The sequence below is a fragment of the Kribbella swartbergensis genome (assembly GCF_054784135.1).
This window is the reverse complement of record NZ_BAAGPM010000035.1, coordinates 1-12,975: the sequence shown is the minus strand read 5'-3', so window position 1 is coordinate 12,975 and position 12,975 is coordinate 1. Positions and strand designations below refer to the sequence as shown.

At 65.2% G+C, this 12,975-nt stretch carries 11 protein-coding genes; 2 read left to right on the top strand and 9 right to left on the bottom strand.

What is annotated here, in order from left to right:
- Positions 1-25 precede the first annotated feature (25 nt).
- The 5 genes from ACYVOK_RS32160 to ACYVOK_RS32140 are packed head-to-tail and all read right to left on the bottom strand — an operon-like array spanning position 26 to position 3,286.
- Positions 26-241, bottom strand: coding sequence for a helix-turn-helix transcriptional regulator (locus ACYVOK_RS32160; protein WP_460666362.1), 216 nt, complete (start codon positions 239-241; stop codon positions 26-28).
- Positions 225-602 (bottom strand): hypothetical protein, encoded by a 378-nt coding sequence (locus ACYVOK_RS32155; RefSeq protein ID WP_460666361.1) that lies wholly within the window; start codon positions 600-602, stop codon positions 225-227. The genes ACYVOK_RS32160 and ACYVOK_RS32155 overlap by 17 nt, the downstream gene beginning before the upstream one ends.
- 20 nt (positions 603-622) lie before the next feature.
- Positions 623-1,570, bottom strand: a complete 948-nt coding sequence (locus ACYVOK_RS32150) for a hypothetical protein (protein WP_460666360.1) — start codon at positions 1,568-1,570, stop codon at positions 623-625.
- A gap of 32 nt (positions 1,571-1,602) precedes the next feature.
- Entirely contained in the window at positions 1,603-2,955 is a 1,353-nt protein-coding gene (locus tag ACYVOK_RS32145; RefSeq protein WP_460666359.1) for a hypothetical protein, read from the bottom strand.
- Entirely contained in the window at positions 2,939-3,286 is a 348-nt protein-coding gene (locus ACYVOK_RS32140; protein WP_460666358.1) for a hypothetical protein, read from the bottom strand. Before ACYVOK_RS32140 ends, ACYVOK_RS32145 begins: the two co-directional genes overlap by 17 nt.
- A gap of 256 nt (positions 3,287-3,542) precedes the next feature.
- Between ACYVOK_RS32140 and mobF the strand changes: the two genes are divergently transcribed.
- A complete protein-coding gene (gene mobF, locus ACYVOK_RS32135; protein ID WP_460666357.1) occupies positions 3,543-7,157 on the top strand; it encodes a MobF family relaxase in 3,615 nt (1,204 codons plus the stop codon).
- A gap of 2,802 nt (positions 7,158-9,959) precedes the next feature.
- Here the strand turns inward: mobF and ACYVOK_RS32130 are convergent.
- Together ACYVOK_RS32130 and ACYVOK_RS32125 are read right to left on the bottom strand one after the other, a co-directional pair.
- Positions 9,960-10,259, bottom strand: a complete 300-nt coding sequence (locus tag ACYVOK_RS32130; protein ID WP_460666356.1) for a hypothetical protein — start codon at positions 10,257-10,259, stop codon at positions 9,960-9,962.
- Positions 10,260-11,114: 855 nt separating this feature from the next.
- Positions 11,115-11,318 (bottom strand): hypothetical protein, encoded by a 204-nt coding sequence (locus tag ACYVOK_RS32125; protein ID WP_460666355.1) that lies wholly within the window; start codon positions 11,316-11,318, stop codon positions 11,115-11,117.
- A gap of 114 nt (positions 11,319-11,432) precedes the next feature.
- Here ACYVOK_RS32125 and ACYVOK_RS32120 point away from each other — a divergent pair, with 114 nt between their 5' ends.
- On the top strand, positions 11,433-11,828 hold the full coding sequence (locus ACYVOK_RS32120; protein ID WP_460666354.1) for an SOS response-associated peptidase family protein: 396 nt from the start codon (positions 11,433-11,435) through the stop codon (positions 11,826-11,828).
- On the opposite strand, the gene ACYVOK_RS32115 is transcribed toward ACYVOK_RS32120, so the two are convergent.
- Both ACYVOK_RS32115 and ACYVOK_RS32110 read right to left on the bottom strand, forming a co-directional pair.
- A complete protein-coding gene (locus tag ACYVOK_RS32115) occupies positions 11,802-12,308 on the bottom strand; it encodes a DUF2716 domain-containing protein (protein WP_460666353.1) in 507 nt (168 codons plus the stop codon). The genes ACYVOK_RS32120 and ACYVOK_RS32115 overlap by 27 nt on opposite strands.
- A gap of 74 nt (positions 12,309-12,382) precedes the next feature.
- Positions 12,383-12,796, bottom strand: a complete 414-nt coding sequence (locus ACYVOK_RS32110; protein ID WP_460666352.1) for a DUF6086 family protein — start codon at positions 12,794-12,796, stop codon at positions 12,383-12,385.
- Positions 12,797-12,975 lie beyond the last annotated feature (179 nt).

Here is a 12,975-nt window from a genome sequence, read left to right as displayed (position 1 = left end):
GCAAGCCGCGAGCGCGCCGTTTCGGTCACCGGTCCGACCTCTCGTCCAGGAGATGGCCTTCGAGACTGGCGAACCAGCCGATGACCTCAGACGCGCGGTAGCGGAGGTGCCGGCCGACTCGCTTGCCAGGCGGGCCGTAGCCGAGGGTTCGCCAGCGGTACAAGGTCCGTTTGGGCACGTTGAGGTAAGCCGCGACTTGGTCGATGTTCCACAGGGGGTCTGAGTCAAACGCCGCCGACATGCGGGCCTCCACTGCTAGGCCGACCCCTGCCCTCAGGATCGCCTCGGTTTACCGAATCAACATCGGCGCGCCGTGTGCGGTGCGATTTGAGCACCCGTCGAAGATCGCGGACGGACCAGCCGAGAATCTCGGCAGCGGCGTCAGTTGATCCGCAGACCTTGGCGAGTTCGGCGATCTCCGCGGCGGACGCCGCTTCCGCGCCGGCGACGCGCTCGTCGTACCGCTCGATCGCAAGAGCTCTCGCCTCGATTGCGCGGGCGACCGCGGCCTGCGCGGTGATCGTGCGCGCCGTGGCGGCCTCGATCCTTGCCTGTCGTTCACGTGCTCGCCGCAGCGCGGCGACCCTCTCGCTGGCTCCCATGCGCGCTCAAGCCTCACCCGTCACAGCGCCGGGCTGTCGCCGTCTGGTGGGAGGAAGAGCGAGTCGAGAGGCCGCGCCGGCACTGGTGTCAGGTGCGTCCGGTCGGTCTTCATGTACTTGCTGGTCGAGTCGATGAGCTGTCTGGCAGCGTTGACGACGCGGGCACCCGTCGCCTTGATCACGCTCTCAGGCTCGTGTGGATCGACCAGAGCTGCCCAACTGGCGACGTAGTCGAAGGATGAGGCCTCGATGCTGAGTCCATGATGCGTAAGCACGATGTAAGCAACCGACTCGGCCTCGACTTCGCGAACTCCACGGCACACCACGCTCCCTGAACCCGTGACGTCCTCGGCCGAGTGCAAGCGCATGTGTCCGACCTCGTGAGCCAATCGTGCTACAGCCGTGAAGTCATCAAGGTGATCGGCAACCACGATCTGTCGCGCGTCGTAGTCGGTGAAGCCCTCCGATGCGTCTCCTGTCGGACGAACGTCGACGGTGAAGCCGTCCGCAGAGGCCTCCCGCAGCAGAGCGCCCCACAGGCCCTCTGGAACCGCTCGACGAGCAGGAGCCGGCGGACGAGGCAGTTGTACGGGTGGGCCAACCGTGTCGGTGACGTCGTAGACCGTCCCCACTCGAAACCCGATCACATGTCGCTGCACATGCCCCAGACGCGCGCTGGCCGCTTCGAGCGCCGCGCCCATCGCGGTCTGCGATCTGACTGGCTCCAGGATCCTGATGGCGTGTTGCTTCATGACGCGTCGCCCCAGCTTCTCCCATGCATGCGCGCGTGCGACCCAGTTGGCCTGTGGCATCTGCAGATTGATGAGTACGACGTTCCCGAAGCCGAACCGCGGGAAGAGTGCCGCCGCGTCCAACCATCTCGTCCAGTCGGCACCAGTTCTCAGCTTCCGCACTTCTGCCTCGAGTACCTGGTGCAGGTCCTCCGCGCTGACCTCTTGTTTGCTCATAGCAACCTCCAACAAGGTCTGTCCACACCAGCTCAACGTTCGAGCTCGGCCGGCTCTGGTCCTGGATTCGCGATCCCGGTGCCATAAGGCTTCGTTCGACGAGGTTTGTTCGGTACGTCGAGGTATGGCGCGGGAGCTCTCATACGTTCCTCGCCGGCCGGTCGTGATTGATGCGAGGTCCCGGCGAGCCGGCGGGCAACGTCGGCTGCGACAGCCAAATGATCGACGCTCCAAGTCATGCCATCTGTCAGCTCGTCGAAGCAGTTCGCAAGATTCGTGCGTACCCATCGAGCCTGCAGAGGTCTGGAGCCACCGCTGGGTCGACGTAGATAGGTCAGATTGGCCCTCGCAACCTCGCGTCGGGGAACGAACAGGCGTCCTTCCAGGATCAGACCCGCTACCGCATGCTTCTGGTTCCTGGCCACCTGATCGGCGGACCACAAGAGTTCATCCATCGCGTCCAGCAAGGCTGCAGCGGCCCGTCCGTTCGGTACGAGCTCGGCCGGCGACAGCAGCCGTCCGTCGGATCGAACCACTTGATCGAGCGCAGCTCGTAGATCGAGAAAGGCGACCTCGCCAGGCGAGCTGCTCTGTCCGCGCAGGTCCGACAGCCGACGTCGCCAGCACTCGGCAGCCCGGACAGCGCCCGCCTCAAATGCGCGCAGTCCTGCTTTGAGTGTCATGAGATCGAGTCGCTGACGGGCGTCGAGCTCGGCCTGGGGTGCAGCCAGGAGATGATCCGCGAAGCGCCACACATGACGGCACACGGTCCTCAGCTGGGCTGTCGTAGAGCGCAGGTCTCGGGTGAGGAGAGTCAACGGTGGCACGGAGGCATGCGCACGTTCCCACCTGGCGGAGTGGTGGACCAGCGTAGAGAGCCCGTCGACCGGTGCAGGTGGTCCTCCTGTGGTGAGGGCGCCGAGTGCTCCGAGTCCACGTCGCCGTACGTCGGCCTGGGCAAGCGACTCGAGCTCCGCCATTACCGTGAGCAGGTGGTGGTGCCCCGGCGTCCTGGTGCGGATGTCACGTAGCACGGCCCTCTCACCGATCAGCGCGATCGCCGCGACCTCCGCTCTGGCGGCCGCGAGTGCCTCATGGTCGTTGAGGACGCTCGCAGTGTTTGGAGTCTGCGTGGCGATCAGGTCAGCTCCTGCGCCGAGAGCCTGGGCGAGGCGGCCCAGGGAGGTGTCCGACACCCTCACCGGTGCGCCCATCGGACTGTGAGTGGTAAGGCGACCTCGCAGCCAACGCAGGTGAACGACCGTTGCGGCGAGGACTGCCTCCCAGTCCGCCATGAGGCTGGCTTCATCTGCGCGGATCCCACGGTGGGCGTTCACCGCCATGCGACGCGCGGTGCGGAGCAGATCCTCATACGTCGCGCGCATCTTGAACCATCCGAATGTCCGTCGCGGCCGTTCGCAAAGCATCCCCCAGCGCGAGCCGCCAACTCAGCTCCTCGATCGGTACGTCGAGCTCGTCGACCGCAAGCGCCGCTTCGTCGAGCAACGCGGCTGGATCGTCGTCAAGGCTGCCGTCGTACGGTCCGTACGGCGTGATGTCGAGCAGCTCGCACAGTCGGTAGCGGCTGAATGCCGTCATCGCCCACCGGCCATCGACAGCAGTCGCCTCCCACGCCTCGACGATCGCCTCGGCCCGAGCGACAAGGTCGACGACCCTCCGACGTACCTCGTCGCCGTCGGCCAGATTGCTGTTCACAGTGCTTCCTTCCGTTGGTGGTCCTGGATCGCGTAGTCCAGGACGTCGCACCTGCGCTCGTCCCGAACCACGGCCACTCAACGGATGCCGAAGACAACTTTTCGGCGGCGAGACAGGGCCACCGCTGTCACACTTCTTGCATTCAAGGAGCGGACGCTGCCGGCACGGCAGGATTCCGTGCCTTCCGGCCAGCCGTTGATCTGTCCATGGAGCACCCAATGCGTCGCCCGAACCGGCGATCAGATGGTGGGCGGTCATGCTGAGCATCCATCGGCTCACCGCCGGCGATGGCTACAAGTACCTGCTTCGCCATATCGCTTCTGGCGATGTCGATCGCCGCATGGCCACCCCTCTGACGGCGTACTACACGGCCTCCGGATACCCACCGGGCCGATGGATCGGCAGCGGGCTCAGCGGGCTCGGTGACGGCCACCTGGCCCCCGGAAGCGAGGTCACCGAAGCGCAGATGTCCGCGCTCTTCGGCCGGGCCGAAGACCCACTGACGGGCTGCACACTCGGACGTCCGCATCGGGTCTACAAACGTCCGTCGGAGCGGATCCAGGACCGGATACGCACGCTCGACCCAGCGTTGGACGAGCCAGCGAGACAGAACGCGATCGCCCAGATCTGGAAGGAGGAGATGCGTCAGAAGACACGGCAGGCGGTCGCCGGCTTCGACCTAACCTTCTCCCCTGCCAAGTCCGTTTCGGCGCTATGGGCAACAACCGACGTAGGTGTCCAAGAGCAAATCGTCGCCGCACATCACGAGGCCGTACAGGACGTTCTCGACCTCATCGAACAGCATGCTGCCTTCACCAGAACCGGCGTGGACGGCATTGCGCAGGTCGACACCCGCGGCCTGATCGCCGCGGCCTTCGACCACTGGGACACGCGCAGCGGCGATCCGCAGCTCCACACCCACGTCGTCGTCGCCAACCGCGTACAAGGTCCCGACGGTGAGTGGCGTACCCTCGACGGCCGCGTCCTGTACCGCTCCATCGTCGCGATGTCAGAAGTCCACAACGTGATCCTCGCCGACAAACTGTGCGAACGCCTCGGTGTGAACTGGGAAGTCCGGGAGCGCGGTTTACAGCGAAACCCGGCGTTCGAGGTCGAGGCCGTGCCGGACGAGCTGATCCGCGAGTTCTCCGCCAGAACCGAGCAGATCGAAGCCAACCTAGCCGCTCTTCTCGACGAGCGAGCCGACGAGATTCATCCACCGGACCGCCGCGAGATGTACGTCCTCCGTCAACAGGCAACGCTCATGAATCGCCCGCCCAAGCACCTCGCCCGCCCACTCGCAGCACTGATGGCGGAGTGGAGGATTCGTGCGGATCGGGCGATCGGCCGCGACGTCGTAGCCGCCATTCAGCGGTCGCTCGACGAAGCCAGCAGTCGCCCGATGGCTGCCGCTGATCTGCGGCCGGAGACGATCGAGGCGTACGGCGCTGCAACCGTCCTCACGTTGCAGAACAAGCGCGCGACCTGGACCCGGTGGAACCTCCTCGCCGAAGCCGCACGCCAAACACGCCTGCTTCGACTCGTATCCACCAGCGATCGCGTCGCCGTACTTCAGTCGATCGTCGAGAGCGCGGAACAGCAGTCGATCAGCATCATTGCACCGGAACTCGTGACGGTCCCGATCACCAGAGCAAGTGGCGAGAGTGTCTTTACGATCCACAACGGCGAGATCTTCACCTCGCCCGTGATCCTTGGCGCGGAATCGTTGCTCCTCGACCTCGCCCACGACTCCAGCGGGCCAACCATCGACACGAGCGCATTGAACCCCGCCGGACTGAGCGCGGACAAGGTGCAGGCGCTCCATCGAATTGCCACCAGCGGTCAGAGGCTCGAGGCCCTCATCGGCCCCGCAGGCACCGGCAAGACCAGCCTGCTCGCCGCCCTTACCACCAGCTGGCAGTCCGTTCACGGCGAGGGATCAATCATCGCTCTCGCACCATCCTCGGCGGCTTCCACGGTCCTCTGCGACGCCATCGGCACACCGACGGAGAACATCGCCAAATGGATCTACGAATCAACCGGACTCGGAGCTGAACAGCGCCGGCACCAGATCCAGCAGGCCCAGCATGCCGCCCAGCTCGCTCATCAAGCCGGGCGCCGCCGACGACACCAACGCCTATCCGCCCTCCTCGCAGCACTGCACGCCGAACAGGACCGGTGGTCCTTGCGTCCGAACCAGCTCGTCATCGTCGACGAGAGCTCAATGGCCAGCACCATGGAACTCGCGACCCTCGCCCGCGCAGCAAACGCAGCCAGCGCGAAACTGCTCCTCGTAGGTGACGACGCGCAACTCGGCGCCGCCGACACCGGTGGGGCCTTCCGCCTGGTCGCTCACGACACCAACGCTGCCGAACTCAGCGACGTCTGGAGATTCACCAACACCTGGGAACGAGAAGCGAGCCTCGCGCTTCGCCGCGGAGACCTCGCCGCAATTGACCAGTACGACGACCACAATCGACTGGCCGCGGGCTCCACCGACGAGATGGAAGACGCCGCGTACAAGGCATGGCTGGCTGACATCAACGGCGGAAAGACCAGCCTTCTCATCGCCGCCGACAACACCACCGTCGCCCGACTCAACGCCCGCGCCCGCCTCGACCGCATCACCACCGGGGAAGTCGAGGCGGACGGTATCGAACTCCACAACGGCAACCACGTCGGTCTCGGCGACCACATAGTCACCCGTCTCAACAACCGCCGACTCCGCTACGGCAAATCCGGATACGTCCAAAACGGAGACCGGTGGACCGTCATCCACCGCTGGCCCGACGGCTCGCTAACCGTGCAGAACCATGACCAGAAGACCGTCACCCTCCCAAGCTCCTACGTCCAAAAATCTGTCGAACTCGCCTACGCTACGACCGCACATCGAGCCCAAGGCTCAACAGTCGACACCGCTCACCTACTGGTCACCGACCAACTCACCCGAGCCCTGCTCTACGTAGGCATGACCCGCGGCCGCCACACCAACCAGGCCTACATAGCCACACACCAGTCCACCTCGGACATGCACGAACCCCACCCGGAACAGACCATGCAAGACGTCCTCGAAGCAGTCCTCAACGACCCCGGCGTAGAACAATCCGCCCACGAAGTCATACGTCAAGAACTAGACAACGCCACTCGCCTAGACCGCCTGATCCCCATCCATGAACACATCTGCCAACTAGATGCCCGCACGCGCTATCGACAAGCGATAAGTACCAGCGGCCTGGACGCGGCAGACCAAGCTGCCCTACAAGCGTCCCCCGCGTACGGCGCCCTCGTCGCCGAACTCCGCCGTGCCGAGAACGCCAAACTCAACATCCCCGAACTCCTCCACCGAGCCGTCAGCCAATCACCCTTAACCAACGCCCACGACTTAGCCGCAGTCCTCCACACCAGAGTGGAACGCCTCATTACCCGCGCCATCCGTCGCACCGGCCATCACCCACCATTGATCGCCGGCCTCGTCACCCCCGCCACCCAAGTCACCGATCCCACCCTGATCGCACCACTACGCGAACTAGAATCCCAGATCGCCCAACGCGCCGACTGGCTAGTCGACAAGGCCGCCCGCGAGCAACCCCCGTGGTTCCGGGAGCTACTTCACGTATTGGAAAGCGGATCTGAGCACGAACGGATGACCTACCTACGCGACGTGGCCGCTTACCGCGAGCGATTCAACATCCAAGGACCGAGACCACTCGGCGCCGCTCCACCACAAACGGCCCCAGCGCAGTCGGTTCACCACTCGCGCCTCCTGAGCATGCTGACCGCGGCATCACCTGGAGAGGCCAGCTCGGCTCAGTCGGTCGAGCACCTCGGCGGGCCAGAGGAGAAGGAGCTGTCGGCTCCGGACGGCCTCTGACGGTCCTCGGCCCCGGCTCGCTAAAGCCCATCGGCAGAGTGCCGTCCCGCCTTTGGCCGTCCACCTCTCACCAAAAAACCGCCGTCGGCGTTCAGTTGCAGCTCGAACTGAGCGTGATTGGTTCCCATTGTCGGCAGCGAGCTACGTCACCTACCACCTGCACTCAGTCGAGTATTCGATGGTCATGGTCCAACGCCACACACTGGGCAGTCATGTGCGGGCACGCATTGAGCGACGAGTCAGCGCGCCAAGATCTGGGGACGCGGCCTCGCACATCTACGGATGGATGACATCGGCTAGGTCCCTCGCCCTGGGGGACCGCCTGTCGGAATCCAACCGATGAGCTTCTCATTACGAGACGACCGACCGGCGTCCGTGGAAAGTTGCACACCCATGACGGCGTGATGCCAGTCGCTATAATCCCACCGAGCAGGCTTCGGACCGTAGGTGTGAATGTCCCAATAGTCCACCGCGCGGATGCGAAGCCCTTCAAGCGCGTGCACCTTCCGATCAAAGGTGATCCGCGCGTCGGGATCGTTGACAGTCACGAGGCCATGATCCCCGAACCGCGAGCTGCCAGACAACAATATGCACTCTCATGCCGCGATCCGGGGCCTAGTCAAGGCCCGCGTCTCGCTCGGACCGCACCGATCCATTGGCGACCGGCGTACGCCGGCGACCAAGCTCGCCGCGATCAGAACAATCTCCACGGTGTCGTGCTGCTCGTCGAAGGGATCGACGCGCTCGCCGATGTCGTTGCAGTCGGAGCAAGACTCCCGCCGTCTCGGCGCGGCAGAGACGAGCCGGGCTACCAACGGCCGGAGGGCAGACCCGCCTCGTCCAGCTAGCCTCCTTCCCTAGCCGCGCGGAGTCCGATCTACTACTGGTCTCGCGGAAAGCGAGCTGGAGGGGGATCAGCGTGGCGAATCGGGACGTGGGGCGGAGCCGAGAGCATCGGTCGGTGGTCCTGGCCGTTGGACGGCGGGGAGACGGCCGGCGTATCGACCCACGGGCACGGCGACCAGGCGGTGTCGATGGGTTGCCGTGGGCGACCGTGCGGACCGGCGTGGCTGTTCCTCGGCGCTGTCGGGGCCTGGGCGCTGGTCTCACGGCTTTGGTACGGAAATGCCCCTGGGAGCCGTATGGCGACCAGGCATCTCAGGCCGACGTGGTGAAGCTGGCGCTCGGTGTAGTGGCCTCTGGCGGTGCCGCGATCGCCCTGGTAGTGAACTACTGGCCAGCAGCACCTCGAGCGCGACGCCGCCGGCAAACGCGACCAGATCCGGTTGTTCACCGAACGGTTCGTCGCCGCCGCAGCCCAGCTTGGCGGCGACCGTCCCGCAGTCCGGCTCGCTGGGGTCCACGCCATGGAAGCCCTCGCCGACGAGTGGGTCACCCGGCGGCGGCAGTGCGTCGACGTGCTGTGCGGGTATCTCCGCCTGCCTACGCAGGCGAACCTCCGCCGGGGCACCCCGAGCAGGTAGTAGAACTGCGTCAGTACGCCGGCGGCACGATCCAACGCACCGAAACCACCACCTACAAAGCCAGCGAGATCCAAGTCCGCCAGGCCATCGTTTACACCATACGTCAGCACCTCCAACCCGACGCTCAAGACAGCTGGAGCAAGCTGAGCTACGACTTCACCCGGGCCACCCTGGTCAATGCCACATTCGATGGAGCGATTTTCATGGGCAAGCTGACGTTCCGAGGAGCGATTTCTCCGGCGACCGGGCTTTGTTCCATGAAGCACAGTTCTCTGGCGAACGCACGTCGTTCAACGGGGCGAGGTTCTGCAGCAGGTACACGTGGTTCACTGCGGCGAGGTTCTCGGCCGAACGCACGACGCTCAACCTGGCGGAGTTCTCCAGCGACCAGACACTATTCGGCAGGGCGAGGCTCTCCGGCCAAAACAAGACGTTCACCAAGACAAGCTTCTCAGCCAAACGTCTTTCACCGGGGCGAACCTCTCCGGAGAGCGCGCTCGTTGTTCAGCGGGGCGACGTTCTCCGACAAGGACCCGTCGTTCACCGAGGCGAGAATCTCCGGCCAGAACGCATCGTTCGTTGATGCGAGCTTCGCCGATGTCGACAGGGCGCTGTCTGGAGCTCGCATGGGTACTCAAAATGCCGCTTAGTGGCCGGTCCCGCCCCAGAGTCCGTCGACATTCCAGCTATCCGAACAACCGGACCCGGGCCTGTCATGAGAGCCGCTATCACCAGGAGCCAGGTCGGATGATGGGAAGCGAGACCCCTGCGCGAGCCGCCGACATTCTCATTACGAGGAGGAACGACAGCGTGGCACTGCTCTCTACGAGCGCTTTTAGCAACAGGGCCGCCCCCAGCGAGCGCCAGATTCCCCATGCGTATCCGTCGTTTGGTGCCACGAGTCATGCCAGGCATCGAGACCACCCTAGGTCGAGGGTCACGCCTGCTCGGGCCAGTCCGTGTGCCGGGTCTGATCCGTAGCGGAATTCGGACCGTCCACAGTCGTCTGTCGCATGCCCTGTCGGTCACGCGATCGGCTTGGTTGTCCACCGGCATCCGGCCCCATCCAGGTCCGCTGTTAGCAGGTAGCCAGTTTGGAAGATCCGTCGACGGCACGCTCACCGCTTAGTCCTGAGTGTCAACCGGTCCCCCCGGGTGACCCCACGTGACCCTGGTTGCCTCCTCGTAATCGCTCGCTAACGCTCGCGGAGCGACTGTTGACCGTCTCAATACGAGTCCTTGCCTCCAGCCCCAACCCGCGACGACCCCCACCTTGAGCAGTGATCGTGCTCAGTGGCCCGGGGTCGTTGACGGCTGTTCAGGGCCCCTCGGGGGCATCGCTGTCCGTCTCGTCCCACCACGGCTCCGTGACCACAACTCGGATGTCAGTCAGCGAACTGCGGATGCTCGACAACAACTCCAGGCCCTCGCTCAGCCAACCTGAATCGCCTGGCCCGTCGATAGGGAGGCGATCCTCCTCGTACCGACCATGCCAGTTGCGAATCCGCTCGACGAGTGCGGGAGGAAGGTCTAGCTCATCCAGGTTGACCGCCCGACCCTGCTCATCCCAGAGGGGCCCCTGCCCGTAGTCGGGCCAGAACTCCAGCGTTCTCGTCACAAGCACAGTGTGCCGCACGGACGCCGTAACGCACAGACCACGAGCAGCGCCACTCGCGTCTTCCCGTCGTCGTGCACGCCCCGCCGGAGGCGTTGCACTTGCTCAGGAAAGACACCCGGAGCGGGCGCGGGCGGTGAAAGGCCGGAGGGGCAGGCGCACGCCCACGTCGCGCGCCGAAGGCGCGCCTTGATTCATAAGAGGTCGATCCGGCAGAGAAACCATGGGAAACCGAGGTACGAACCCACGACGGGCTATTCCGGCCCTAACGATCGGCAACGCTGATACGCCGAGAACACGAATGCGCTCGGCAAGCCAGTCGACTGTAAGAATCCGGCCGGGGACTCGTTGGTCAACGGAGAGGGGAGAACCGAGGCGGAGCCAACTCTCGGGTAGGAGGTCGCCCACATGAATGCCCTGCTCTGCGCCAACTTGACTCCGCTGTGGCGGGCGCTTCTGCACAAGCTCCTCCGTAAGCCGCTGCCGTTCGAGGTCGGTGCTGCACCCTCCGAACCGCCCTCGGATCCGCAGCCTGGCCCCGGGCAGGAAGGCGTTCTATTCGACGGCCGGGAGGCACGGAACAACCCGTGACCACCCGTGGATAACCTCGGCCGCGTACCGGAGCGGGTTGGCGGACTGGTGGGGTGTTTGCCGGTCCTAGGCCCCGGGCCACCGGCGGGTGAAGCCGTCGCCCGCATGGCGGCGAAGCGCGAGGCCCCGTCGGCACGCACCTCAGGATCAGTGGGTGCGCGGCCGGAGCAGATCACCAGATCGAGCTACCGTGATTGTGCGGTCCCCGGTGAGCGCCCGACCCCCCGCGCTCCCGGGAACCGTGTCGTTCCGGCGGCCGGCCCACTTCTACGGGGGGGTGGACCGGTTGGGCGCAATCGTCGGAACGGCCAGCTGGTCGAGCAGTGCGTCGTCGGCGAGCACAGCGCGGTCGAAGTCGACTGGCGGTGGCGAGTCGACGACGGCTCGCCACAGGGCCAGCAGACGGGCGACGACTAGCTGATCGTCGTCCGTCGGCGCAGGCCGCTCCTGGCGGCAGCGTTTGTGTGACACGGCCCCTCCCCACCGGTGTATCGCGGGCTGAGCGGTGAGTGTTTCACTGTCTGAGGTATCGGACCGGCAACAGTTTGCCGCTAGACCGGTAGGGCGCTCTGGCAGGCTGTAGGCATGTGCGGACGATATGCCTCGACCAGGAGCCGCTCGGAGCTGCTGGAGACGTTCAAGATCGAGGAAGCCTACGCCGACGAGGAGAAGGCACCGGACTACAACGTCGCGCCAACCAAGACCAGCCCCGCTGTGCTGGCCCGCCCACCGCGCGGGGCCGGCGACGACGCCGAACCGGTCCGGCAGCTGCGCAACCTCAAGTGGGGTCTGGTTCCGTCGTGGGCCAAGGATCCGAAGACCGGGAACCGGATTCTCTGCACTAGTCAAATCCGCCTGGCGGGCGAAAGCCGCCCGGTTTGCTCGGCGGACGCCGACGCGAGGAGGGTCGGCCGTCGGCACGCACAACGGCCGCATCGGGGCAGATGCGCTCGTTTACGGGCGCTGCGCGTGGCGCGGTAGCCAGGTCAACAGTTCCGCCCCGAGGGTGCGCACCAGCTCTTCGCCCCAGACGGTCAGCGACTGCTGCCACGGGTGCGCGAACGTGCCCCACCGCAGGTCCGATGTGGTGTGGACGTAGTAGTCGCCGTTCGGGAAGACCGGGACGGGCCATCCGACGTCCGCGAGAGCGTGCTTGGCCGGCGAGTAGCGGTATGAAGTGTGCTGCCAATCCAACGCGGTCAACTCTTCCTCGTCGGTGAGCCAAACAAAGTTCCGGAGGGCAGCCGCGGTGATCGCCGCTTCGGCGGCCGCGAACCGAGCGCCCTCGTGAGCAAAGACAGGAGCGAGGTCGAACACAACACAGACGTCAGGCAGCCGGATGGCAGGCACAGCACGCTCGTAGTAGTCAGGCTTGAAGTCGAAGCGAGCGTCGAACGCCGCCCACGCTTCGGCGTATTCAATCGGCCGCCACACTCCTTCGGCCCGGAATGCTTCGCTCATAGGCAGAGGCTAGTTTGCTGCGACCTAGACGCTTCAACTTTCCTATCGGCGGAGCCATGAGCGTGCGTTGCTGCCTAGCGTGGCATGAAGGGCAGCATGGCGTGCGCCCGTTGACGCAGTTCGTCCTCGGTTTCGGCTGCGGGTGCTGGTCCCCTGCCAGCCTGGACGTCGTGTTGACCGCCGTCGAAGCGGGATGGCGGGACCTCGGCTCCAGCCCGCTCGGCAAGGGCAAGGACCGTGATGACGAACCCGTTCGTCAGGGCGTGGAGAACCTCGTGGTTCGACGCTCCGCAGTAGGTGAGGAGCGCCTGAGCGAACGTGCTGAGATGTTCGACATCGAATTGACACTCGTCGGCCTCCATCGGCCCCACGCCGGATGCCAACGACAGCTCACCCTCGAAGAGGCGCACCTGGCCGAGAAAAACTCGGGAGACTCCCGATGAGGGGTTCCAGAGCACGATGTCACCGTCCCGGTAATCCTGGCTCATCCGTCCGCCCCTTCCTTCGCCCCGAATGAGGATAGGCGCATCGCCGGCACGCTGACCGCTCTCGGCGTGGTCTCCCATCACTTCCGGCGGCAGATCCGGACGCGGCGAATCGGAGCCTGGCTGGGATCGGCCGTTGTCGGAGGATCTCCATCCGGACGTGGGCTATGCTCCGGGCTTAG